This is a genomic window from Actinoplanes sp. SE50/110 (assembly GCF_900119315.1).
Taxonomy (GTDB): Bacteria; Actinomycetota; Actinomycetes; order Mycobacteriales; family Micromonosporaceae; genus Actinoplanes.
Genome location: NZ_LT827010.1, coordinates 2,421,570 through 2,446,341 on the forward strand (window position 1 = coordinate 2,421,570; position 24,772 = coordinate 2,446,341).

At 71.5% G+C, this 24,772-nt stretch carries 14 protein-coding genes, 1 tRNA gene and 1 pseudogene; 14 read left to right on the plus strand and 2 right to left on the minus strand.

The window, feature by feature from the left end; all coding sequences use genetic code 11:
* Positions 1-96: 96 nt before the first annotated feature.
* From ACSP50_RS10820 to ACSP50_RS10850, 6 genes are all read left to right on the plus strand, one after another.
* Positions 97-522: an STAS domain-containing protein gene (locus ACSP50_RS10820; protein WP_014689223.1), complete on the plus strand. Its 426-nt coding sequence runs from the start codon at positions 97-99 to the stop codon at positions 520-522.
* 150 nt (positions 523-672) lie between these two features.
* Positions 673-1,635 (plus strand): helix-turn-helix transcriptional regulator, encoded by a 963-nt coding sequence (locus ACSP50_RS10825; protein ID WP_014689224.1) that lies wholly within the window; start codon positions 673-675, stop codon positions 1,633-1,635.
* A gap of 223 nt (positions 1,636-1,858) precedes the next feature.
* The gene (locus ACSP50_RS10830) at positions 1,859-3,718 is read left to right on the plus strand and encodes a SpoIIE family protein phosphatase (RefSeq protein ID WP_231956898.1); all 1,860 of its coding nucleotides are present in this window, start codon (positions 1,859-1,861) and stop codon (positions 3,716-3,718) included.
* Between the two features lie 870 nt (positions 3,719-4,588).
* Positions 4,589-5,374, plus strand: a complete 786-nt coding sequence (locus ACSP50_RS10840; protein WP_231956899.1) for a M20/M25/M40 family metallo-hydrolase — start codon at positions 4,589-4,591, stop codon at positions 5,372-5,374.
* 84 nt (positions 5,375-5,458) lie between these two features.
* Positions 5,459-6,616: a sigma-70 family RNA polymerase sigma factor gene (locus ACSP50_RS10845; RefSeq protein WP_014689228.1), complete on the plus strand. Its 1,158-nt coding sequence runs from the start codon at positions 5,459-5,461 to the stop codon at positions 6,614-6,616.
* 478 nt (positions 6,617-7,094) lie between these two features.
* Positions 7,095-9,953: a chemotaxis protein CheB gene (locus ACSP50_RS10850; RefSeq protein WP_014689229.1), complete on the plus strand. Its 2,859-nt coding sequence runs from the start codon at positions 7,095-7,097 to the stop codon at positions 9,951-9,953.
* Between the two features lie 78 nt (positions 9,954-10,031).
* On the opposite strand, the gene ACSP50_RS10855 is transcribed toward ACSP50_RS10850, so the two are convergent.
* Complete coding sequence (locus ACSP50_RS10855) at positions 10,032-11,966, minus strand: SpoIIE family protein phosphatase (protein ID WP_172898745.1); 1,935 nt, start codon at positions 11,964-11,966, stop codon at positions 10,032-10,034.
* Between the two features lie 575 nt (positions 11,967-12,541).
* Between ACSP50_RS10855 and ACSP50_RS10860 the strand changes: the two genes are divergently transcribed.
* Together ACSP50_RS10860 and ACSP50_RS10865 are read left to right on the plus strand one after the other, a co-directional pair.
* Positions 12,542-13,219 (plus strand): recombinase family protein, encoded by a 678-nt coding sequence (locus ACSP50_RS10860; protein ID WP_157432772.1) that lies wholly within the window; start codon positions 12,542-12,544, stop codon positions 13,217-13,219.
* Positions 13,161-14,033 (plus strand): recombinase family protein, encoded by an 873-nt coding sequence (locus ACSP50_RS10865; protein WP_231956900.1) that lies wholly within the window; start codon positions 13,161-13,163, stop codon positions 14,031-14,033. Before ACSP50_RS10860 ends, ACSP50_RS10865 begins: the two co-directional genes overlap by 59 nt.
* A gap of 19 nt (positions 14,034-14,052) precedes the next feature.
* On the opposite strand, the gene ACSP50_RS10870 is transcribed toward ACSP50_RS10865, so the two are convergent.
* A tRNA-Leu gene (locus tag ACSP50_RS10870) sits at positions 14,053-14,135 on the minus strand.
* A gap of 151 nt (positions 14,136-14,286) precedes the next feature.
* Here ACSP50_RS10870 and ACSP50_RS45020 point away from each other — a divergent pair.
* The 6 genes and pseudogenes from ACSP50_RS45020 to ACSP50_RS10895 all read left to right on the plus strand — a co-directional run.
* Positions 14,287-14,622, plus strand: a pseudogene (locus tag ACSP50_RS45020) (tetratricopeptide repeat protein); the annotation flags it as partial.
* A gap of 981 nt (positions 14,623-15,603) precedes the next feature.
* The gene (locus ACSP50_RS43830) at positions 15,604-17,355 is read left to right on the plus strand and encodes a hypothetical protein (protein WP_231956901.1); all 1,752 of its coding nucleotides are present in this window, start codon (positions 15,604-15,606) and stop codon (positions 17,353-17,355) included.
* A gap of 173 nt (positions 17,356-17,528) precedes the next feature.
* Positions 17,529-20,084 carry a fibronectin type III domain-containing protein gene (locus ACSP50_RS10880; protein WP_080127776.1) on the plus strand — a complete coding sequence of 852 codons (2,556 nt, stop codon included), beginning with the start codon at positions 17,529-17,531 and terminating at the stop codon, positions 20,082-20,084.
* An 11-nt stretch (positions 20,085-20,095) separates the two neighbouring features.
* On the plus strand, positions 20,096-21,073 hold the full coding sequence (locus ACSP50_RS10885; protein ID WP_043513928.1) for a MoxR family ATPase: 978 nt from the start codon (positions 20,096-20,098) through the stop codon (positions 21,071-21,073).
* Positions 21,070-22,182 carry a DUF58 domain-containing protein gene (locus ACSP50_RS10890; RefSeq protein ID WP_014689235.1) on the plus strand — a complete coding sequence of 371 codons (1,113 nt, stop codon included), beginning with the start codon at positions 21,070-21,072 and terminating at the stop codon, positions 22,180-22,182. Before ACSP50_RS10885 ends, ACSP50_RS10890 begins: the two co-directional genes overlap by 4 nt.
* A complete protein-coding gene (locus tag ACSP50_RS10895; RefSeq protein ID WP_014689236.1) occupies positions 22,176-24,695 on the plus strand; it encodes a transglutaminase domain-containing protein in 2,520 nt (839 codons plus the stop codon). Before ACSP50_RS10890 ends, ACSP50_RS10895 begins: the two co-directional genes overlap by 7 nt.
* Positions 24,696-24,772: the final 77 nt, after the last annotated feature.

Below are 24,772 nucleotides of genomic sequence, written 5' to 3' on the forward strand. Positions count from 1 at the left end.
GTTTGATGAGGTAGTCCTGGCAGTGATGATGGCGGAAAGCTGGAAGCGTAGCGTTCCAGGCCGGCCCGTCGGCATTCCCGGTACCAGGAGGTAAGAATGGTCGAAAACGACATGCCGTCCGTTCGCCTGCTCGTAGCCGATCCGGCAGATCCGCACGTCGCGCGGGTGGAGGCGCGAGGGTCGTTCGACCGCGGCAGCTGTCACCAGCTCACGGCCGCCGTCGAGCAGGCCCTGAGTACCGGTCGGCACACCCTGGTCATCGTCGTGCGGCATATCATCGATCTCGACGCGGCGACCATCCGTGCCCTGCTCACCTGCCGCGAGCTCGCCTTGACCGGCGGCGGCAGCCTCCGCGTCGTCAACGACAGCGGCATCGTCGCCCGGCTCCTGGACCTCAGCGACACCCGACGGCTGCTGTGCCCGCCCGATCCCACCGCGTCCATCCCGGCCGAATCCGCCGCTGCGGACAACCTCGGCCGACCCGTCGTGGCGCTGCGTCCCCGTACCGGCGAAGGCCGTTGACCTCGAGGCTCGGCAAGGCCACGCGGAACGCGGTCACGGACGGTGACCGGGGCCTGGGCTGCGGCTCACCTGTCCGGGCGGTTTGGGACGGTGCCACGGGCGGGTAAATTGGCCGGCGAGGCCCTGCCCGGCGAGCGTGGAAGATCCGAGATGGAACAGCCCGCGGCACAGACGAGCAGTATCGAACTTCGCGGCACCGACACGGTCGAGGAGTTTCTGAACGCTGCCTACGGCACCGGTATGCGATTGCGGGACACGGGAACGCCGCCGGTGCTGCGCCATGAGCGGGTCGACGCCGGGACGTTCGCGGTGGAGACCGCCCATCAGTCCGCCGACCTCAAGTTCCAGATCGATGCTCTCCGCAAGATCGTCGTCACCCGTAACTCGTCGGCCCGTCTCGAACGCGGCTGTGACGGCACCACCCAGCGCTACGAGCCGGGTGCGCTGTTCCTGATGAGTCACCCCAATCGGCCATACACCGTGAGGTGGCACCCCGGCACGCTGGACAACTGCATCATCGACGCCGACTCACTCGCCAAGGTCGCGGCCACCGCGCCGGGACGGCGCGCCGAACCGCTCCGCTTCACCAGCCTCGAACCGGTCTCGAAGCGGGCAGCCGCGAGTTGGTGGGCCACTCGCACCTACGCCGCTGAGCTGCTCGCCGGCCCGCACCCGACGACTCCGCTGATGCTGTCGGGCATCGCCGGGCTGCTGGCCGCGGCCACCCTGACCACCTTCGCGAACACCGCACTGACCGATCCGACGATCGAGGACCGCCACGACGCCTCGCCGTCGACCCTGCGCCGCGCGATCGCCTACCTGGAAGCGCATCCCGCCGACGACATCAGCACCGCCGACATCGCCGCGGCCGCGCACGTCACGGTCCGCGCCATCCAGCTGGCCTTCCGCCGCCATCTGGACACCACCCCGACGGCCTACCTGCGCCGTGTCCGCCTCGAACACGCCCATCAAGACCTGATGGCCGCGGATCCCGCCACGACCACGGTCACCGCGATCGCCGCCCGCTGGGGGTTCGCCGACCACAGCCGTTTCACCGCTCTGTACCGCGAGACGTTCGGCACCACCCCCAGCCGGACGCTGCGCCCGGGATGAGCCGCGGTAATGCCCGGCGGGCTGGTCGCGATGGGCCGGACACCGATCTCGCCGCGCCGTGGTTCGAAGGCGGCAGGCATGCTCCGCCAAGCCATAGCATTATGGGCCGATGAGCGACGGCTCCCAACACTTGGACGGCACCGGCGACCTTGAGGCTGTTCGTGAGTCATACGAGCAGTTGCCGGTCGCTTTGGGGACGACGCGGGGAACCGAGCATCGTTTCGTGGCCGCGAACGCGGCGTACCGTTTCTTCTCCGCCGAGCGTCCCATCCTCGGCTTGCCCGCACGTGAGGTCTTCCCCGAGGTTCTCGCTCAGGAAGTGTTCGTCTACCTGGATCGCGCGCTGGAGACCGGCGAGGTGCAATCCGGCCGGGAGTGGCACATCCAGCTCGATCGGGGCGCGGGTCTGGAAGACATCTTCATCGACTTCACGATCAGCCCGGTCGCCGGGGCCGACGGCGTCAACGCCGGCGTGAACATCATGCTGGTGGACATTACCGAACAAGTACTGGAGAAACGGGCCATGCAGCGGCGGGCCGCCGAGGCCCAGAGGCGCTACGAAGCCGCTCGTGGTGTCGTCGCGGAACTCCAGTCGGCACTGCTGCCCACCGCGCTGCCAGTGCTGCCCCGGGTACAGATCGCCGCCAGCTACCTGCTGGCAGACGCCGACACCGCGGCCGGAGGCGACTGGTTCGACGCGTTCCCCCTGCCGGGCGGACGGCTCGCGCTGATCGTCGGCGACGTGGTAGGGCACGGGGTGGCCGCGTCAGCGACGATGGGTCAGCTGCGCGTGGTGCTGCGTGAGCGGCTGGCGGCCACCGGTGACCTGCCGGCCGCGATCGACGCGGTCGACCGGATCGCCGTCACTCTCCCCGGCGGCCGAGCCACCACCGTGTGCGTGGTGGTGCTCGACCCGAGCTGCGGCACGATGGTGTACTGCACGGCGGGCCATCCGCCGCCGCTGGTGATCGGCGAGCAGGAGCCGCGGTACCTGCCGGCCACCGGCGCCGGCCCGCTCGGCGTCGGATCACGGTTCCCGGTGAGCCAGGAGAAGCTCGGCACCAGCGAGATACTGCTGCTCTACACCGACGGGATCCTGGAACGGCCCGGCCGCGACGTGCCACAGAGCACCGTCGAACTGGCCCGGGTGGCGACGGAGTCAGCGGCCGACCGCATCTTCCACGGCCAGTTCCCCACAGCGGTGGACCGTCTGACCATCCAGACCGTGGAACTACTGACCCGCGGCAGCGGGCACAGCGACGACATCACGATGCTTGCCGCTCAGCGAGTCACCGCGCCGGCCCGGCTCGATCTGCGAGTCCCGGCCCGCTCCGAGACGCTGACCGAGCTACGGGTGCGGTTGCAGGCTTGGCTGGACACCGCCCGCGTCGGCGCACATGATGCCGACGCGATCCGGCACGCGGTTATCGAACTGGCCGCCAACGTGATCGACCACGCCTGGATCGACTCGCCGGACGAACATTGGTTCACCGTCACCGCCGACCTCACCGACACCGGCCACATCCACGCCCAGGTCACCGATCGGGGCCGATGGCGCGAGCCCGCACCGTCGGCCGACCGTGGCCTGGGCCTGCACCTGAGCTCGCAACTCGTCGACGACCTGCGCCTGACACACGACGAGCAGGGCACCACCGCCACCATCACGTACCGCGTGCACCACCGCGCTCGGCTGCTGAGCACCGCCGACCTCGCCCCCGCCCCGGCCGTCCGCCCCGCCGCGCAGAACGAGCTACTGCTGATCCTCGACCAGCCGCACGCCCCGCAGCCACGAATCCGCGTCGACGGGCCGATCGACACAGTCACGGCGGACGAGTTCGACCGCGCCGTACGCACCGCCGGATCCGCCGGCGTGCGAACGCTGACCGTCGACCTCACCGGTGTCACCCACCTGGCCAGCGCCGGCGTCGCCGCCCTGCACCGGCTCACCGCCCTGCACCAGGCCAGCAAGACCCGACTGCGGCTCTACGCCCCGACCGGCAGCCCTGCTGACATGATCCTGTCCCTGGTGTCACTGACCCACGAGACGGTAGATCCCGGTTACCCGGAAAACACCATCCAGTGACCACATCGGAAAGAAGTGCGCTTGAACGGGGCCCAAATTGAGGGCTTCGTTGACGGTGCACGTAGTACGCCGCTTGTCTCACAGAGCCGGGAGGCGGCTGATCTGCAGGGCCCTTACTTGCGGCGCGGGTGGCGCTGCGTCGGTTGTCCTCAGGCGGACGTGGTGATGGAGAATTTGAAGGGCGCCACTAATTCTGTACGCGCCTGCCGGTGCGTCCGGGCTAGGTGTGCAGGGTCTGTCGGGGCAGCCGACCGTAGGAGGTTCGGTAAGCGGCGGTGAACCGGCTGTGATCGGCGAAGCCCCGGCGGTGCCCCCCCACCCGGGCGCGGTGCTCGACATACCGCTGACTCATCAGCTCCTGAACTTCGCCGAGAGCACGTGAGTCCAACGCGGCGCGCGCGACCGGTACCGCTGTCACCACGGCCGCCCCTCCATCCTGCACACCCACCAATCGGAGGTACGCCGGTTTTCCGGGCTTGCAAGAACCCCGGCATCGATACCCAACATACGACGCCTCAAACGGGCAGGTGTCGACGTCGTGGCACCAGGCGGGTACATGAAAGGTGAAGACAGCAGCGGCCGGTCACCGATCTCCGGCAGGCTCGTGCGCCGTGTGCGAACGCTGCACAAGTTCACGGGGGATCTCGATGAGCGCCCCGTTGTGCATAGGGACTCCGTTCGGGGGTAGCCGGGCGCGACGGCAGGCGATCGTGAGCCTTTTGGACGCAGTGGCCCCGGCGGGGCGGATAGGGGGATCATCAGTAGCCACGACTGTGCGGGACTTCCTGGCGGAGCATCGGGATGCCGTGGTTGCCGAGCTGGCGGAGTGGGTCCGGATTCCGTCGGTCGCCCGGAGTTCCGGAGCATGTGGTGAATTTGCGGCGGTCGGCGAACTGGCTGGCGGCGGCGTTGCGCGAGACGGGCTTTCCGTCGGTCCAGGTGTGGGACACCGAGGACGGCCCAGCGGTCTACGCCGCATGGTGCGCCGAACCCGACGCCCCGACGGTCCTGATCTACAGCCACCATGACGTTCGTGCCGCCAAGGACGAGGAGTGGGACGAGACCGCACCGTTCGACCCGAAGATCCGTGACGGGTACCTCTACGGGCGTGGCGCGTCGGATGCCAAGGGCCAGGCTCTTGCGCACGTGTGGGGTCTGCGTGCTCACCTGGCGGCCACCGGCCGCGCCCATCCCGCGGTGAACGTGAAGGTATTGGTGGAGGGGGAGGAGGAGACGGGGTCGGCGCACCTGCGGCAGCTTCTGCAGGACAACCGGGATCGGGTCGGCGCCGATCTGATCGTCTTCTCCGACACCCTGCTGTGGCGGGCAGATCATCCGGCGGTGTGCGTCAGTATGCGCGGCACGATGCTGGCGAAGCTGGAAATCTTGGGGCCGCTGCAGGACGTGTACAGCGGGGCGGTGTCCGGGCCGGCGCCGAACCCGGTGCTGGAGATGAGCCGGCTGCTGGCTCAGCTGCACGACGACAAGGGCCGGATCACCGTGCCCGGGTTTTACGACAGTGTGGTGGAGCCGTCGCAGCGGTTCCGCGGCGAGCTGGCCGCGTTGCCGTACAGCGACGCCGACCGGCTGGAGCGGTCCCGGACCCGCAGCGTGGGCGGCGAGGCCGGGTACATGGTGCTGGAACGTCCGCCGTAAATGTCTTGCGGTGATCCGTTTGGGTCCACGGCTCAGGGCACGGCACTACGTGAGGGTCGATACGTAGCTGTATGGGGGACGCCGATGCCGTACCAACGAGAGGTTCTTGTTGCCCCTCAGCGGGAGGACTACGACGAGATCGCCCTGCGCTACGCCGACGCGTGTGCCACGGCCGACAGCGCTCGGGCGGAACGGTTGCGCGAGGACATGATCCGCGCGGTGCTGCCGATGGCGGAACGGCTGGCCCGCCGCTACCGGGGCGGTTCCGAGCCGTACGCGGATCTGGTTCAGGTGGCTCGGGTCGGCCTGGTCAAGGCGGTGAACCGGTACGACCCCGAGCGTGGCTCGTTCACCGCCTACGCCGTCAACACGATCCGCGGTGAGCTCAAGCGTCACTTCCGCGACCACGCCTGGGCGGTGCATGTGCCCCGCCGCATGCAGGAGGCGCTGCTCGAGCTGACGTGCCTGGAGAACGAGCTGACCCGGGAATTGCACCGGCGTCCCACCGATGCCGAACTGGCCGGGCAGGTGGGCGTACCGGCCGATGAGATCTCGCGGATCCGGAGCGCCGGCAGCGCGTTCCGGCCGGTGTCGCTGAGCACCCCGATCGGCGAAGGGGATCTGCTGCTGGGCGACACCCTGGGCAATCCCGACGGCAGGCTCGAGGACGCCGCGGACCGGCTCACTGTCACCGAACTGCTCGACTATCTGCCCAGCCGGGAACGCCGGATCGTGCACGCCACTTTCTACGAGCGCCGGACGCAGACCGAGATCGCCGCGGGGCTCGGAATCTCCCAGATGCATGTGTCGCGGCTGCTGGCCCGCGCGCTGTCGTGGCTGCGTGCGGGTCTGCTGACCGATCAGGTGCCGCGCTGGCCGGTGACCGGCGACGCGCCGGAAGAACTGTTCGCCCTGCACACCCGGCTGCCGGCCCGCGGTGAGCTGCAGATCAGTGTCGTCGGCGAGGTCGACCGGGACAACGCCGACCGGCTGCGGGTGGCGCTGCTGGAGTTGATCCGCCACCAGCCGGCCTGTGCCCGGGTCACGCTGGAACTCGGGGAGGTGCCGCTGCTGGACGCGGCCGCCCTGCGAGTGCTGCGATCGGTGTACGAGGCGGCCCAGGCACGCCACGTCAGGGTGACCGCTACGGGTGCGAGTGCCTTCCTGCGCAGGCTGGCTGTCATCGCCGGGCTCGGCTCGATGCTGGCCGACAACACGGCCGAGGATTTGAGCCGGCGATGACCGTCCGATCGGCGTCACCATGCGGCGACGGCGACGGCTTCCCTGACGCGGGGACCGGAAAGGCCGGGCGCTGACGTGACCTTCTGTCCCGGTAGCGGTCTGCGCCGCAGCGTTTCGTACGGCCGTGGTGGCACCCCGAGCTGCGTGGCTCGGTCCGGTGTCTTGGGCGTCGACTTCTCGCCGTGTTTACCCGTCCTTGGTCCAGGTGCCGCGGCGCTGTGGCCGGTTCCGCTCGGGTTTGTCAGTCGTAGTGCCGGGATACCCGCGAGACGATGATCTAGTCGAGGGGGTCGACCTGGATGTCCAGGACGGCGGACCACCCGAGCGTGTCGAGGGTGAACAGGCCGGCGTCGATGCCCGGTACCGCAGCCTGGAAGGTCGTTACGGCGCGCCGTAGCAGCCATTGAGCAGGTAGGCCGGCTGCGTCTGCCCACCCGCGCCTACACCGAACGGTGGGGCGTGGTTCAGACTGAAGCGCATGGCAGGACGGTATCAAGGCGTCGTCGTCGGCTCGTCGCTCGGCGGGATCGAGGCCTTGCAGTTGGTGCTCGGGCGTGTGCAGGATCTGGTCGACGTGCCGATCGTCGTCGCGCACCACATCAGCCCGTCGGCGTCCCGTCTCGAGAAGGTGCTCGGCCGGACGTCTCGCCTGCCGGTGAGGTGGGCCACGGACGGCGGGCCGGTCGAGCCGAACGTGGTGCACCTGTGTCCGCCGCGGTCGCTGGTGCGGTGGGAACCGGACGGCACCTTCACCGTCCGCGGGCACGAGGCCAGGTCGTCGCTCGGGCTTGTCGATGAACTCTTCTCCTCGGCTGCCGACGCACTGGGCCACCACCTGCTGGCGATCGTGCTCACCGGAGCCGGCAGCGACGGCACGGCGGGGGCCCGGACGGTGCGCAACACGGGTGGCACCGTGGTCGCCGAGGACGAGGAGACCGCCACGGCCAGCGGTATGCCGGGCTCGGTCGTCCGGGCCGGGCTCGCCGACCTCGTCCTGCCTCTCGCGGAGATCCCCGGAATGCTGGACCGAGTGATCGGGCTGGGCCGGTCCCTGCCGCTTCCCGAGCTCGTGGCCGCCGAAGCGGTGTTCGCCTCGGGCGGCGAGATGGGCGCACTGATGGCGGCGACCGACTGGACCCACTCGGCACTGGGCCCCGTCGAGCGCTGGTCGCCGGTGCTGCGCTCGACGCTGGCGATGGCGCTGGGCAGCGACCTGGCCATGTGCGTGTTGTGGGGCCGCGACCTCGTGCTGCTCTACAACGACGCCTACCGCGACATCATCGGCGGCAAGCACCCGACAGTCCTGGGCCGTTCCGCAGCGTCAGCTTTCCCCGAGACCGCGCACCTGAACGATCCCCTGTTCCGGCGGATCCGCGATACCGGGCGCGGCCTGCTGCAGCATGACCAGCCCACGCCCTACATGCGCGACGGCGAGCTGGAGGAAGCGTTCTTCACTTTCAGCTACAGCCCTCTCTACGAGGGACCGGAGATCGCCGGTCTGCTGGCCACCGTCGTCGACACCACGCACCAGGTGCAGGGCGGCCGACGGCTGCGTGTGCTGCACCGGCTGGCGACCGGGGCTCTCGTCGAGGGGGACGCGGAGTCAGTGGTGTGCGACCGGGTCGCCGCCGTGCTGGCCGACGACCCCGAGGACGTGCCGTTCGCGCTGCTCTACCTGGTGGAACGCGCTGGTATCAAGCTGCACCTGGCGGCAGCGGTCGGCCTGGAGCCGGGCGGTGTTGCCGCCCCGCGCCGGATGTCGGTGTCCGATGCGACGGCATGGCCGATCTCCGCCGTGGTGCGACGGGCCGAGCCGCACGTGGTGGCCGACCTGCCTGACGGGTTCCGCGGCCTGGTCTGCGGGCCGCACCCGGAGCAGCCCACGAAGGCGCTCGTGCTGCCGGCCGGCCGGCACCCGGATGGCTCCACCGCAGCCGTGATCGTTCTCGGGGTCAGCGCCCGGATCCCGCTCACTGTGACCTACCGATCGTTTTTCGACCTCGTCGCCGAGCAGGTGGGCGCGTCCCTGACCGCCGCCCGGCGTCGTCAGGAGGCCCGCGAGCGGATCGCCGCACTCACGGCGTTGGACCGGGACAAGACCGAGTTCTTCGCCGGCGTCAGTCACGAATTTCGCACGCCGTTGACCCTGACCCTCGGCCCGCTCGAGCAGTTGCTCGACACCCCGGCCGCGGGCCTGCGGCCCGACGAGGTGCACACCGCGGTCCGGCTCGCGCACCGCAACGCGCTGCGCATGCTCAGGCTCGTCAACACGCTGCTGGAGTTCGCGCAGCTCGAACACGGCCGCCGGCGGCTGCGGCTGGAGGACGTCGACCTGGCCGCTCTCACCACCGACCTCGCCGGGGTGTTCCGGTCCGCGGTCGAGAAGGCGGGATTGGAGCTGGTAGTGGACTGTCCGCTGCTTCCGCGGACCGTGCCCGTCGATCCGGAGATGTGGGAACGCATCGTCCTCAACCTCATCTCCAACGCGCTCAAGCACACCTTCACCGGGTCGATCACCGTCGCTCTGCGGCTACGGCCGAATCACGTCGAGCTCGAAGTCGTCGACACCGGCATCGGCATCGCCGCCGACCAGCTGCCGCTACTGTTCACCCGCTTCCACCGGGTCCGCGGGGCACGAGCCCGCAGCCATGAGGGCTCGGGGCTCGGGTTGGCGCTGGTGCAGCAGCTCGCCCGCCTGCATCGCGGCACAGTCCGGGTGCGAAGCATGGTCGGGAGGGGCAGCCGGTTCACCGTGTGGTTGCCGCTGACCCAGCGGCGGCCGACAGAACCGACCGCCGACGATCACCCGGAGGCCCGAAACGAGCACCGGCGTGCGTTCGCGGAGGAGGCGGAGCTGTGGCTCAACGGGCAAGACCTGCCGGCGGGCATCCAGGATGCCGCGCCGCCCGCACCCGGATTGCCCGGCCGCAAGCCCGCGGTGCTGCTGGTCGACGACAACCCGGACATGCGCGCCTACGTGCGGCGGCTGCTCTCCGACCGCTACGAGGTGACCGCGGTCGCCGACGGCCGGCAGGCGCTGGACGCGCTCGTCGAGCGCGGCTTCGACCTCGTGCTCAGCGACGTCATGATGCCCGAGCTGGACGGCCTGGCCCTGCTCACCCAGATCCGTACGGATCCTCGGCACCGCGCGACGCCGGTGATCCTGCTGACCGCGCTGGCCGATCCGGGCTCGACCGTCGCCGGGCTGGCTGCCGGCGCGCACGACTACATCGTCAAGCCGTTCACCGCGCGGGAACTGATCGCACGGGTGGAGGCCCAGCTCGCCCTCGCCAAGCTGCGCGCGGACCCCGCTCCCGGGCCAGGCACCACATCCTGAGCCTTGACCGCTCGACCGTCTGGCCGCACACGGGTACTCGCGGCCGCGATGCTCGGTGATTCTCCCCAGGGGTGCAGGCTATTCGGACGACAGCGCCGAGAGCCCGGTCAGGTCGAGGACATGGCGAGCGAGGCTGCCCACGGGGGCGGCGAGCTCGACTCTGCCGTCATGCGTCAGCTCGTGCAGGAGTTGCACCCCGGCAGAGGCGAGGAACGTCACCTGCTCGAGGTCCAGCACCACTGGCCCCTCAAGCCCCGCGCCGTGGCGGAGGGTGCCGGTGCGCAGGAGGGCGGTCGTGCTCGCGTCGATGGGTCCCCGGACGCTGAGCACCGTCGGATCGCGCCGGACGGGCACGACGTCGAACGGCTCCTGCTCGACGAGCGTGGGGGTGGATGCCGTGAGACCGATGACGGTGGGGTGCCCGAGCGTGCACAGCATGGTCACGGTGGTGCCGTCGTCCCGGCGCTCTATCGTCACCTCGTCGGTGAGCAAGCGGAGCAGCGGGAGACCGCGCCCGCCCGACGACGCCGTCCGCTCGCGCCAGCGTCCGTCGTCGGCGACCTGCAGCCGCAGCCGCCCGCCGCTGTCGACCGAGGCGTCAAGGCGCAGCCGTCCGGTGCGGCTCCCTGAGTAGGCGTGGTCGACGACGTTGCTGGCTGCCTCCCACGCCGCCAGGGGAACGGCCAGCAGGTCCTTGCGGCGCGCCCCGAGTGCCGTGAGCCACGCCGTGAGGGCATCCCGTAGCCCAGCCAGGGCCTGCTGCTCGGCCGGCACGTCCAGGACCAGCGGCGCGACAGGCTCGACGAGGCGCTGCGCCGCCAGGACCGTGACATCGTCGACGTAGCCGCCGCGGGTGACACGCTCGACGATCAAAGCGCACAACCGGTCGGTGGTGCGTTCCGGCACGGCGTCGCTGCGCGTGGTCACGGCGCCGCCGGCGATACGAGCGAGCCGGGCTGCGCCCTCGGCGGCCGGTTCACCCGGGCGTTCCACCACACCGTCCGAGTACAACAGCACCGTCTCTCCCGGCTTCAGCCGATGCACGCTCGCGCGGGACCGGCCGGCACCGACCCCGAGCGGGCCGCCGCCCCCGCCCTCGAGGTATCGAGTGTCGCCGTCCGGAGCGCAGACCAGCGGCGCGGGGTGCGCCCGCGACACCAGGGTCAGGGCACCGTCCGAGGGGTCCAGAACGACGAGGCAGACGGTCGCCGCGCGAGTGGCCGGAGTCTCGCTCGCGTGGGCGTCGAGGCGGTCGACGGCCCCCACCGGGTCTACGCCGGAGCGCAGCGCCTCGCGCAGCACCGGGCGTAGCTGGGCCATGGCCGCTGCCGCCGGGGCTCCGTGCCCGACGACATCGCCGACGACGAGGGCGACGCGCCCGTCGGGCAGCGGGACGGCGTCGAACCAGTCGCCGCCGGCCTGGAGCTCGGCCGCAGCGACGGCATACTGCGCTGCCAGGTCAATGGCGGGTAACACCGGCAGGGTGGCCGGCAGCAGGTTGCTCTGCAACGCGAGCACCACCTCCTGCGCAGCCAGATACCGCTCTTGAGAGACCGCGGCCTTGGCCTCGGCCTCCCGGCGGCGCAGCACTTGCGCCGTCACGTCCTCACCCGTCTGCAGGACCCCGCGCACCGTGCCGGTGTCGTCCGGCACAGGAGTGAAATGCGTGGTGTAGAACTCCTCGATGGTGCGGCCGTCGACCTCGTGGAGCATCCGCCATTCTCGGACGGCCTCCGCAACACCCGTGCTGAGGACGCGCTCGTACGTCTCGAACACCTCTTGGCCGGCCAGCTCCGGCAGCGCCTCGCGCAGCGGCAGGCCGAGGAACGGGCGGTCGCGGATACTCGCGCGGAAAAGGCGATTCCCGGCTACACCGCGCAGCTCGGCTCCCTCCCACATCGACACAATCACCGGCAAGTGTTCGAAGGCGGTGGCCGCGGCCCGATAATCGGGCTCCTCCCGCAGCGACGACGTCACTCGAGGGCCGTCCTGATCAGGTTCCGAGATGCTCACTGCTCCTTCTTACCCCTCGACGCCCACGCTTGCGCAGCGGGGCAGCGCAAGCTGTGCATCCGGCTGCTCGCCTACACGATCTTCGACGGCACGCTCATCCCGATCAGCCGGGTCGGCGACGATAAGCCCTATTACGGTCCTGGGCTCGGTCGTGCCGTTGGCAAGACCGCGGCCTTGACTTCGGCTTCCCGGTGGACGGGACAATTCTTCCCGCCACTGGGCGCCAGCCGAGCAGATCGTCGGCCAACCGGCCAGGTTTGTATTGCGGAACCCACCCGGGCTGAAGCCGAATTGGTGAACCGATCGTCCCTGCAAACGATGACGGTGGGACAAACCTCCTATTCTATTCCGAATCAACTGCGCTGTTGTCGCTGGTGAGGGCGATTGTTCCCCGGTTGCCGTGGTGGTAGACGTGCAATACGGCTCGTTTCGGAATCGCGGTGATCGACATGCCGTCGCCTTTCACATCGTCGTCTGCTGGTCCGTTTGACGCGTGGGCGCGGACCGCCGGACCGGCCCGGCGACAGCGTGGACGGTCGCCGGTGCCGGCAGCGGCGTCGGCGGGGATCGCGTTCGTGTTTCTGGGCCGGATGTCGACGGATGATCGGCAGGATCCGGTGTCGTCGCGGGCGTGGCAGCGGGAGGCGGTCGGCTGGTTGATCGCGGGGCGGGGCCGGATCGTGGCCGAGTATTTCGATGTCGGCGTGTCGCGCAGTGCGCCGTGGCGGGATCGGCCGCAGGCGGCTGCGTTGCTGGCGGAGGCGGCGCGTCCGGACCGGCGGTTCGATGCGGTGGTGGTGGCCGAGTTCGAGCGGGCGTTCTCTGGGAGCCAGGCGAGGCCGATCATTGCGGAGCTGAATGCCTACGGGGTGCAGGTGTGGTTGCCGGAGGTGGAGGGGCCCGTTGATCTGACCGATGTTGAGCATCGGGCGTTGTTACGGGCCTTGGGTTATCAGTCGCAGCGGGAGGTGTTGCGTAACCGGACTCGTACCCGGGCGGCGATGGCGGTGCAGGTTCGTGACCAGGGCCGGTCGATGGGTGGGCGACCGCCGTACGGGTATCGGCTGGTGGCGGTGGGTTCGCATCCGAAGAAGCGGCACGCGCAGGGGCCGGCAGGTGTTCCGGTTCGAGGTGGAGCCGGTGACGGGCCCGCAGGTGCGGTGGATGTTCGCGAAGCGGTTGCAGGGATGGAGCGTGGCGGCGATCGCCCGGAGTTTGAACGAGCGTGGTGTGCTCTCGCCCGGGGCCTATGACCGGGCGCGTAACCGGCATCGGCAGGCGACGTTGTGGACCGTGCGGACGGTCGCGGCGATCCTGGCGAATGCGCGGTACACCGGTCGGCAGGTGTGGAATCGGCAGTTCACTGATCATCGGGAGGCCCGGCCCGGGGACAAACGGTCGAGTCTGGGGCCGGTGCGGGTGTGGAACCCGCGTGAGGAGTGGGAGACCTCGCAGGAGCGGACACATCCGGCGCTGGTGTCGGATGCCGATTTCCTGCGGGTGCAGCAGACGAGCGCGGTGCTGGAGCCGGTGGACGGGAGTAGCCGCCGGTATGCGCTGACCGGGCGGCTGCTGTGCGCGGTGTGCGGGCGCCGGCTGGTCGCGCATTGGATGAATAAGAAGCCGGGGTATCGGTGTCGGCACGGGCACACCACCGCGCATCCTACGGACGTGGCTGGGCCGAAGTGGGTGTTCTGGGCCGAGGCGAGGGTGTTCGCCACGCTGGCCGGTCAGCACCTGGAGCTTGCGGATCTGCAGGATGCCGAGGATTTGGGGACGTATCTGCGGGCGTACGACCTGGTCGTGGTGTGCGGACTAGGGACCGTGGCGATCGAGGCTGCTGCCGTGGACGAGCCCGACTTCGCGCTCCCATCAGCTGTTGTTCAGCCCCGGCCCGGCGATCGAGCGGGCGAGCCGGTGGTGGCCGTGCGGCGGGAGCCGGTACAACTGGCGTTGCCGTTGGCGGAGCCTCGCCGCCGTAGCCGCAGGATGATGCTTGCGGCGGCCTCAGAAGGAGAGGGGCAGAAAGCCGAAAACCCCACCAGGTACCGCGTACAACGCGAGTAAACCTGTATGGGGTTTAACGTGTCCGGAGGGGGACTTGAACCCCCATGCCCTTGCGGGCACTAGCACCTCAAGCTAGCGCGTCTGCCATTCCGCCACCCGGACCTGCCCGTCAAGCCTAGCGGCTCCCCGCACCCCGGTTGTCACCTGGGTCTCGGTCGCCCTGTCGGCCTGACAGGTGAGAACAGTACACGGTCCCGCGGGCGGGCTGCAGGTGGGGTGGGGGAGTGGACAATGCGGGGCATACGGGCATGGAATGGGGTGCGGCCTGGTTTTGCGGGGGAACAGCGGGCAGCATGGCGGGGTGTCCCACCCCTCCCCGCTGACTCCGGCCCTGGAACGGGCGCACTCGCTGGTTGCCGCTGGTGATCTCGCGGGGGCGGCCACGCTGCTGGAACGTGCCATTGAAATCGGTCAGGCGACGCTCAGCGGTGATGATCCGGATGTGTTGGCGACGCAGCGGGAGCTGGCGTCGGTGCGGCATCAGGCCGGGGATGCGGCGGAGGCGCGGCGGGTTCTCGAAGGGGCGTATGCGGCGGGGCAGTTCAGCCTCGGGGATGACGATCCGCTCATGCTGCAGATCTCCTACGACCTCGGGGTGGTCGCCGACGAGCTGGGGAATCGGGCGGCGGCGCGGGAGGCGTTCGGGAGGGTGGCCGGGTTCGGGCCGATGATGCTCGGGGCCGGCCACTGGGCGGTGACCCGTGCGCAGGCCTATCTCGATCAGGTTCCGACTGCGCCGGTACGTCTCGAGCCCGCCCACCGGATGCCTCGGAGCGGCCTGACCCTTCCGCCCGCACCCGTCGCCCCGCCCGGGCCGGCGGTGCGGGACGACCCGCCCGCACCCGTCGCCCCGCCTGGGCCGGCGGTGCGGGACGACCCGTCCGCGGCTGCGCAGCCGACCGCGACGTGGCCGGTCATCCCCCACCAGGGCAACCCCTGGTCGACCGCCCCGGCAGGCCGGCCCCCGGCTTCGAGTCACCAGGACGCCGTCGGCCGAGCCGCCCCGAACCGACCGGCATCGAGTCACCAGGCTGCCCCGAGTCAGGCGGGCCCGGACGACACCGTCCGGAGCCGGCCCGCCTCCGGCCACAGCGTCGACAGCAGCGCGCCCGGCGGGGCCGGCGCGCCGGGCGCGGCAGCTGTGCCGCCGTCGATCCCGGCGCAGCGAGAGCCGCAGGCTGCCGGTCAGCAATCGCCTGCGATTTCCGTGGCGCCCGCGCCACCGCGTCCGTTCGGCCTGCTTCCGCCGCCGAGCGCACTCGGTTTTCCGCCCCCGCCCGGCGCCGACGGTCCCGCGTCGTCACCCGATGTCGCCAGCGTGCTGCCGCCCCCGCCGAGCGCTTTCAGCGTGCCGCCGCCGCAACGGGACCGGGGAGACACGCTGGCGCCTCCGCCGGTGGCGCCGTTGACGCCCGGAATCGAGGCTGCCCCGGGTACGCCGTCTGTGCAGGGCGCTCAGCCGCGGCAGGACGATGCGGTGCCGGAAACGCGCGGGACGGGACGGACCCAGGGCCGCTCGGGGTCGCCGTGGGAGCCGGTTCCGCAAAGCGGTGCGGAGCCCGCTGGGCCTGTGGAGACGCCGTTCCGGGAACTGGAACCCGGCGTGTTCGGTGTCGCCGGGGCAACGAGCGCGCAGGACGCTCCGGCGCTCTATCACCGGGGTTCGCAGGACGCCGTGGTCGTGCAGCGGCAGGACCCGATCGTCATGCCGCTCGCCGACCCGCCGGCGCCGCAGGCGGCGCGTCCGAATCCGATCACGGTGAGCGGTCCGGTTCCGGCTCACAACGCTGTGCCCGTACGCCCGGAGCCCTCCCGTGAAAGCCGATCGGAATCGGTCGCGCCCGGCGTATCGGGTCCGGACCGGTCGGCGTCGCCGGCATCGGACCGGGTGATGAAGGGCTCACCGTGGGCCCACGTTCCGGCGATCGACGAGTCCACGAAGGCGCTTCCGACCCTGTCGACCTCGTCGGATGCGCCGCCCCGCCAGAGGACGTCCTCGCACGTGGCGCAACAAACGACGCTTGAGTCGGCGTACGACAATGCCCCGGCGCCGGAGAAGGACCCTGCGGCACGGGAAGCGGCGCGGCAGGCGGCCCGGGCGGGAGCTGCGCAGGAAGCTGCGGCGCAAGAGGCAGCGCGGCAGTCGGCTGCCCAGGAGGCGGCGGCGCAGGAGGCCGCCCGACAGGCAGCGCGCGAGGCCGCTGCCCAGGAAACGGCTGCTCGGGAGGCGGCTGCTCGGGAGGCGGCTGCTCGGGAAGCGGCTGCTCGGGAAGCGGCGCGGCAGGCAGCGCGCGAGACGGAGGCGGCCCATCGGGCGGCGCGGGATGGTGCCGGTCCCGGGGGAAGTGAAAACCTCACCGCCTGGCCGGATTTCAACGGCTGGCCGGAGCAGGCCGGTGGCCCTACGCCGTGGAGTGGCCAGCCGGAGATCCAGCACGTCCCGGCCCCGCTGCCTCCGGTCCAGCGGCCGGATCAGCAGGCCGCGCAGGCCGTGTGGCCGGCGACCGGCCACCCGCAAGAGGCCGGCCCGCAGGGCGGCTCCGCCCGGCCGGACGTGCCTTCGAGCGGCTACCAGCAGGAGATCGCCCTGCCCGAGCCGACACCATGGGACGCGGGGCAGAGCGGGGCCGGGCAGCGCGAGGCGGGGCAGCGCGAGGCGGGGCAGCGCGAGGCTCAGCGCGAGGCGGGGCAGCGGGAGGCTCAGCGCGAGGCGGGGCAGTGGGAAGCGGGGGCGCTGGAGGCGTTTCCGCAGCGGGCCGTGCAACCCGGGGTGTATCCGGCGCAGATGCCGGGCGGCGGGGTCTATCACCAGGGTGCGGACGGCGTGTGGCAGGGCGGCCCGGCTACGCCGGTGACGGGGGGCGCGGCGGCGGAGGTCACGGCGTACGACAGTGGGGGAAACCGCAAGCGGGGGATGGCCCTGTTCGCGGTGATCGCCGCGACCATCGCGGCGGTCGTCGCCGTGGGCGCGATGGTTTTCACCCTGGCGCAGCAGACCCGCAAGGGTGACGACGACCATGGTCAGCCGGGTGCGCCGACGCTGACCGGCGCGCCGCCGGGCAATGTGAAGCTGGCCGATCGGGGTACCAGGATCCTGGTCGGCTGGACCGACCCGTCGAACGCCTCGGTGAGTTTCATGGTGACCATGGCGCACCCGGGTGAGCAGTTGAAACCGGTCAGCACGGTGGGGCCCGGGGTGACCACCCGGTGGATCGACGGGCTGAATGCGTCACTTGACTACTGCTTCGCGGTGGTGGCCGTTTATGCGACCGACAAGTTCGCCAGTTCGCCACAGGTGTGCACCGAGCGCGGCAAGAAATGATCTAGCTCGTTGTCCACAGGCGGGAACGCTGGGTATCGACGCCCGCCGCGATCCCCCTATGATGGCCAGCGTCCTTGACACGCACACCTTCGCGAACGGGGAGGACACCCGCGGTGAGCAGCGCAGACGGCGCGTCCAAGCGCCGGTTACCGAGTCGTGGCTACCTGGTCACGATGGGTACGGTGCTGGCGCTGGCCGGTGGCCTCGGGCTGACGGTGCTCGGCCTCGGGCAGGCCGACAAGGCGGTGGCCAGCTTCGACGCCGCCTCCTGGGTGTGGAGCCGGGCCAAGGGCGAGATGTCCCGGGTCAACGGGGTGACCGCCAGGATCGACACCCGGGTGGATGTGGGTCAGGCGCGCGGGCACGGGTTGGAAGTAACCCAGAGTGACCGCTTCGTGATCCTGCGGGATGTCAACACCGGCGCGATCGGCTCGATGGACCTCACCGACCTGCAGACGTACTGGAATCAGCGGGCCGCGCCGGGCGTCGGCGTGAGTGTGGCACTGCACAACGACACCGCCTTCATCGTGGATTCGGTGCAGGGCAGGGTGCAGCAGGTCGACCCGGCCAGCCTGCAGGGCATCGGGCAGCCGATCACCCTGCCGCCGGGGATCACCGGCGGGCAGTTCGACGGCCGGGGCCGGCTGTGGGTGGTGGCGCCCAGCGAGGGCACCGTCATCGAGATCACCCCGGCGCCGCGGGCCGGCGCCGGCACCGCCGCCCAGGCGCAGCGGGTGCGGACCGAGACGGTCGGCGGCGCCAGCCACGACTTCAAGGTGACCACTCTGGACGACGGCGTCGCGGTCCTCGACCGCACGACGAACGAGCTGGTCCGGGTCGGTGACACGCCGACCACGCACGCGACGCTGCCACTGACCGGGCCGGGCACGCTGGCCGCGCACACCGACGGCGGCACGGTCGCGGTGACCGTGCCGGACACCCGCCAGGTGGTCGGGGTGGACCCGCGGGGCGGGATCAAGGCCACGTTCACCGTGCGCGGGGGCGGCACGCAGTCGCAGTTGCAGCCCGCCGTCTCCTGGGAGGGCTTCTACTACGTCGCGGATGCCGACGGCGGCACGGTGCACGTCTTCGACCAGGCCGGCCAGGAGCAGAAACCGATCGTCTTCCAGCATCCGGGCGGCTCGCTGGAGCTCGACGTGCGGGAGGGCTACCTGTTCATCAACGCCCCCGGTTCGTCGATCGCCCAGGTGGTCGACAACCAGCACGGCGTCCGCCCGGTCGACAAGTATGCCGACGACGTCCCCGGCGGCACCCCGCCGAAGGTGACCACCCCGCCGACCCCGCCACGGAAGAAGCCGGTCAAGCCGGCGGTCACCAAGCCGGGCGCGCCGCGCAACGTGCGGGCCGCGGCCGGCAACGCCGAGGCCCGGGTCACCTGGCAGGCCGCGCCGGACAACGGCGCCGCCATCGCGAAGTACGTGGTGAGCGGCAACAACCAGACTTTCACCGTTGGCGCCGAGCAGCGGGCCTACACGGTGACCGGCCTGACCAACGGCGAGACGTACACCTTCCAGGTGCACGCGGTCAACGCCAAGGGCGACGGGCCGGACCGCTCCAGCAACCCGGTGAAGCCGACCTCGGAGGTGCCCGACCCGCCGGGCACCCCGCAGGCCGCGGCGAAACCCGACGGCTCGGTGACCGTGACCTGGCCCGCGGCGAACGGGCAGGGCCTGGCCATCGACCGGTACACGGTGACCGCGGTCTCCGAGGGTGGCACCGCCCCGGTCGGTGACGCCAAGGACACCTCGATCAGCATCCCGGCCGGTCAGCTCGACTTCGGCAAGCAGTACGCGTTCACCGTCGTCTCGGTCAACGAGCACGGCGCCGGGTCGAAGTCGTCGGCGATCAGCAACAGCGTGGTGCCGTTCAGCAAGCCCGGCAAGCCGGACAACCTGGACGCCGCCACCGTCGCCGACCAGCCCGGCGCGATCCGGGTCACCTGGGCCGCCCCGGCCGACAACGGCCGCCCGATCAGTAGGTACGTGGTGACCGCCGGCGGCCGGAGCACCGACGTCGCCGACGGCACTGCGGCCACGCTCACCGGGTTCGGCGCCGGCGAGACGGTCGCCGTGCAGGTGGTCGCGGTCAACGAGGCCGGCCCGGGCGATCCGGCGTCGGCCACCGCCCGCACGGTCGCCGCCCCGACGGTCACCATCACCGGCACCACCACCACGTTCAACGCGGCGACCGTCGGGTTCAGCGTGAACGCCGGTGGCGGCACCGCGGCCTGCTCCCTCGCGGTGTCCGGCGGCACCGGCTCCGGCGGCAGCTGCAGCAGCCTCAAGGCGAGCGGGTTGAAGCCGGGCACCGACTACACGTTCACGGTGACGGTGAAGAACGCGGCCGGCACGGTCACCAAGCAGGCCACCAAGGCCACCGCCGACCTGTACGGGACGGCCACCTGCATCAACGGTTCCACCGGCGACCAGAAGACGTACTGCAACGCCGACGTCGACGGCCGCAACGGCAACGAGATCTTCACGGTCACCAGGCAGAACGACGCGCAACAGGCCGGATGGGTGCCGAACGGGACCCGGTTGAAGACGTACTGCAAGAAGTCGGGCGAGGAGGTGTATGCGTTCGTCTACAACAACAACAAGCGCAGCACCTGGTGGATCCAGATCGACTACAAGGGGAAGACGTACATCCCCTGGGCCTGGCTGAACCTGGACGGCGGCGACGACCTGGGCAACCTGCCGAACTGCTAGATGAGGACCGACTGGTGACTTCCGAACCGCTGCCCCCGTCGTACGTGTCCGGCTTCGCCCAGGTGGCCGGGCAGCTCGCCGAGCGGATCGGCACGGTCGTGCTGGGCAAGCCGGAGGTGGTCCGGCTGGCCCTGACCGCGCTGTTCGCCCAGGGGCACGTGCTGCTGGAGGACGTGCCCGGGGTGGGCAAGACCACCCTGGCGCGCGCCGTCGCTGCATCCATCCGCGGGCAGTGGCGGCGCATCCAGTTCACCCCCGACCTGCTGCCCTCCGACGTCTCCGGCGTGACGATCTTCAACCAGGCGAGCCGGGCCTTCGAGTTCCACCCCGGCCCGGTGTTCGCCAACATCGTGATCGCCGACGAGATCAACCGCGCCTCGCCGAAGACGCAGTCCGCGCTGCTCGAGGTGATGGAGGAGCGCCGGGTGACGGTCGACGGCCACCCGCACCCGGTGCCGCGGCCGTTCCTGGTGGTCGCCACCCAGAACCCGGTCGAGATGGACGGCACCTACCGTCTCCCCGAGGCGCAGCTCGACCGGTTCCTGGTCAAACTGTCGGTCGGTTACCCGGACGAGGACGTCGAGATCGAGGTGCTGCGCGGCGCGGCGGGCCGGTCGCCGGACGCACTGGAACCGGTCACCGACACCGGCACGATCGGCGAGATGGTCAAAATGGCGCTGCAGGTCCACGTCGCCGACCCGCTGTACGCGTACGCCGTGCGTCTGGCCGCCGCGACCCGCAACCACCCGCAGGTCCGGGTCGGTGTCAGCCCGCGCGGGGTGATCGCCCTGACCCGCGCCGCGTGCGCCTACGCCCTGATCAACGGCCGCGGCTACGTGCTCCCCGAGGACCTGAAAGCCCTGGTCGAGCCGGTGTTCGCCCACCGCGTGCTGCTGTCCGCCGACGCCCAGCTGCGCGGTGTCACCGCCACCGACGTGCTCGCCGACGCGGTGAACACGGTGCACGTCCCGCTCCCGGCCAGCGCGTGACCGCTCGCGGCATCGGCCTGCTGGCCGCGGCGGCGGTCCTGCTCGCCGCGGGCTTCGGCTACCACTATCCGGATCTCGCCCTGCTCGGCGCGGCCGGCCTGGTCGCCGCCGCGGGCGCGCTCGCCTTCGCCTTCTGGCGGCCCCGGCTCCGCGTGCACCGGGTCGCCGAGCCCGACCGGGTGGCCCGCGGCGACGCCGCCCGGATGCGGCTCACGGTCGGCAACACCAGCCGGTTCCGGGCGGCCAGCATGATCGCCACCGACCGGTGCGGCGGCACGAGCGTCCCGGTTCCGCTGCTGCGCCTGCTTCCCGGCGCCGACACCACCGCGGAGTACCCGGTGCCGACCGGGCGCCGCGGCATCGTCCCGATCGGCCCGCTGCGGATCACCCGCGGCGACCCGCTCGGCCTGGTCCGGCTGGCCCGGACGTACGGCGAGGTGGCCACCGTCTGGGTGCATCCGCGGATCCACCTGCTGCGGGCCACCCCGGCCGGGATGGCCCGCAGCCTCGACGGCCGGATCGACAAGGTGCCGCAGGGCACGATCACCTTCGACGCGCTGCGCGAATACGTGATCGGCGACGAGCTGCGCCGGGTGCACTGGCGCAGCTCCGCCAAGGTCGGCGAGCTGATGGTCCGCGAGCAGCTGGACACGGCCGAGCCGACGATCGTAGTGCTGCTCGACGACCGGGACACCGCCTACCCCGATCCGGAGGCGTTCGAGTCGGCCTGCGAGGCGGCCGCGTCGATCGTCGCGGCCGCCGTCCGCGAGGACCTCCCGGTCGGCCTGCACCTGGTCACCACCGTGGCGACCGGGCCGTACCTGGACGTGCTGACCGAGGTGCAGCCCCGCCCCGGCGATCTGACGGCGACGGTCCGGCGGATGCGCGCCCAGCGCCTCGGCGACACCCTGGTCTTCCTGACCGGACCGGGCGGCCGGACCGACCTCGGCGCCGTCAGCTCGCTCAAGGGCACGTACCCCGTGATCCTCGCCGCGATCCTCGGCGACCGCGACGCGGCGCCGGTCCCGGCCGGCGACCGCCTGATCGTGATCGAGGCCGCCGACGGCGCCGAGTTCGCCGCGGCCTGGGACGGTGTACGCGGATGGTGAGATGGCCGCGTCTCGTCGTGGTGCCGCTCGCGCTGGCCGGGATGCTTGCGCTGGCCGGGCTGACGCTCGGCCGGATCTACGCCGACGACCTGCTGTTCCGGCTGGTCGCCGGCGCCGCGATCGGCTCGATCGGGGCCGGGGTGGCCACCCGCCGGCTGCCGTCCTGGAGCGCCGCGCCGGTCTCCGCGGTGCTGCTGGCCACCTACACGGCGCTCGCGCTGAAACTCGCCGCCGGGCATGCCGGACTGACCACCCCGTTCCCGTCGATCGTCCGGGACGCCCTGGTGAACGGCATCCCGCGGCTGCTTACCGCCCTGATTCCGGTGGAGTCCACACCGGACACCGTGGTCGTGCCGGTCGTGGCCACGTGGCTCGCCGGGATGGCCGCGGTCGAGGTCGGCGTGCGGGCGCGGCGCGTGCTGCTGGGCACGCTCACCCCGATGTGCCTGTACGCGGGTGCCCTGTACGTGGTCGGGCCGAACGCCGGCCCGGCCGTGGCACCCACCCTCGGCGTGGTCGCCCTGGTGGTGGCCGCGCTCGCGGTGTCCGTGGACCGCGATCCGGCCGCCGCCGATCTGCCCGCCGCCGTGCGTGCGCGGTCGCTCGGCGCCGCCGCCGTGGGCCTGGTCGCGGTCGTCGGCCTGGCCGCGGTCGTCGGCCCGTGGATCAGCGGTCAGGTCGGCGGCGACCCGGTCGACCCGCGCCGCTACGTCGAACCACCCCAGGTGGACAGCCTCGACGAGAGCCCGCTCAACCGGATCTCCGGCTGGATGCTCGCCCCGGGACAGCAGCTTTTCACGTATCAACCGGCCAGCCCGCCGGCCGGTAGGGCGACCACGGTGCGGGTGCGGCTCGCGGTCCTCTCCGACTACGACGGGGTGACCTGGAAGGTCGGCGCGCTCTACCGCAACGCCGGCCGGGTGCTGCCCGAGTCGACCCGTCCGCCCGGCACCGACGTCACCGAGCTGCGGCAGCGGATCACCATCGCCGGGCTGACCGGGCGGCTGCTGCCCGCGGTGGCCACCCCGGCCGAACTCTCCGGGGCGCGGGTCGCGTTCGACGCCGGCACCGGCACGATGATCCGGCCGGAGGGGCTGACCAGCGGGCTGACCTACACCGCCACGTCCGAGGTGCCGACCCCCGACCTGAACCTGCTGCCGACCGCCGAGGCGCCGGCCGGCGACGCCGTGGTGCGCTACCTGACCGTCGGCGACGGGGTGCCCGACCCGATCCAGAAACTCGCCGAACACCTCGCGGACGGCAACGGCGGGGCGTTCGACCGGGCCAGTGCGATCGAACAGTTCCTCGCCGGGCACTACCGGGAGACTCCGGACGCGCCGAGCGGGCACGCCTACCCGAACCTGGCGTACTTCCTGTTCGGGCCGCGCGGACGGGGCGGCCAGGAGGGCACCTCCGAACAGTTCGCGGCGTCGTTCGCGCTGCTCGCCCGCCTGACCGGGCTGCCCAGCCGCGTGGTGGTCGGCTTCGACGCGCCCGCCAAGGGCGGCCAGGTCACCGGCGGGGATGCGATCGCCTGGCCCGAAGTGCTCTTCGACGGGCTCGGCTGGGTGCCCTTCGACCCGATGCCGACCAGCGACGACCCGAGACCGGTGGAGGAGGACTTCACGCCGAAACCGACCACGCCGCCGACGACACCGCCGCAGACCGACACGTCGACCGGCAGCGCGCCGCCGTCGACACCGGCGGCGGCCGCGGCGGTGCGGCCCGGCGGCGGGCTGTCCGGCCCCGTGGTGGCCGGCGCGGCGTCCGGGTCGGTGCTGCTGGTGCTGATGGCGGCCGGGCTGACCGTGATGCGACTGCGGCGGGGGCTGCGGCTGCGGCGGCTCGGGAAGGGCAGTCCCGACCAGCGGATCACCGGGGCGTGGCGGGAGTTCACCGACGCGTTGCGGCTGGCCGGGCAACCGGTGCCGGGTCATCTTTCGGCCACCGAGATGGCGGCGTACGCGGCGGCGCCGCCCGCCGCGCGCCGCACCGCTCTGCTGCGCCGCGCCACCCCCGTCGCCCCGTCCCGCCCGTCCTCCATGTCGGCCGCGCCGGCTTCGTCGGCGTCGCGCTCACCCTCGGCGTCCCCGGTGGGGCCGAGCTTGTCGTCGGCCTCCACCTCGGCGTCGTCGGTCGCGGCTTCCACCTCGGCGTGGTCGGTCGCGGCTTCCACCTCGGCGTCGTCGGCCTCGGCCTCGTCGGCCTCGGCTTCGGCGACCGCGGCCGGCTCGTCCTCCCCTTCGTCGGTGCCTTCACCCGCTCAGGCCGCGGAGTCGGTGGAGGTGGGCGACGCGGGCGCGCAGCCGCCGCTTCCGCCGCTTCCGCCGTTGGATGCGCTGGTGGATGCGGTGAACACGGTCGGGTTCGCGCCCGGGGCGGCCGCCGCCGGGCAGGCGGACCGGGCCGGGGCGCAGGTGCTGGCATATGCGGCGGCGCTGCGCGAGCGGCAGTCATGGTGGCGGAAAATCTGGTGGACTGTCCACCCTGGACCCCTGCGCTGGCATCGCTGACCGTTGGAATCCGCCCCGGCACCCGGGCTCGGTGAGAGGGAATGGCGGACGCCGGTCCATTCTGCTGTTGATCCTGG

Excerpts from the sequence above, each read along its gene's own strand:
- ACSP50_RS10880 (WP_080127776.1), top strand. The coding sequence starts at position 17,529 with ATGGGTACGGTGCTGGCGCTGGCCGGTGGCCTCGGGCTGACGGTGCTC.
- ACSP50_RS10845 (WP_014689228.1), top strand. The coding sequence starts at position 5,459 with ATGCCGTACCAACGAGAGGTTCTTGTTGCCCCTCAGCGGGAGGACTAC.
- ACSP50_RS10825 (WP_014689224.1), top strand. The coding sequence starts at position 673 with ATGGAACAGCCCGCGGCACAGACGAGCAGTATCGAACTTCGCGGCACC.
- ACSP50_RS10895 (WP_014689236.1), top strand. The coding sequence starts at position 22,176 with ATGGTGAGATGGCCGCGTCTCGTCGTGGTGCCGCTCGCGCTGGCCGGG.
- ACSP50_RS10820 (WP_014689223.1), top strand. The coding sequence starts at position 97 with ATGGTCGAAAACGACATGCCGTCCGTTCGCCTGCTCGTAGCCGATCCG.
- ACSP50_RS10850 (WP_014689229.1), top strand. The coding sequence starts at position 7,095 with ATGGCAGGACGGTATCAAGGCGTCGTCGTCGGCTCGTCGCTCGGCGGG.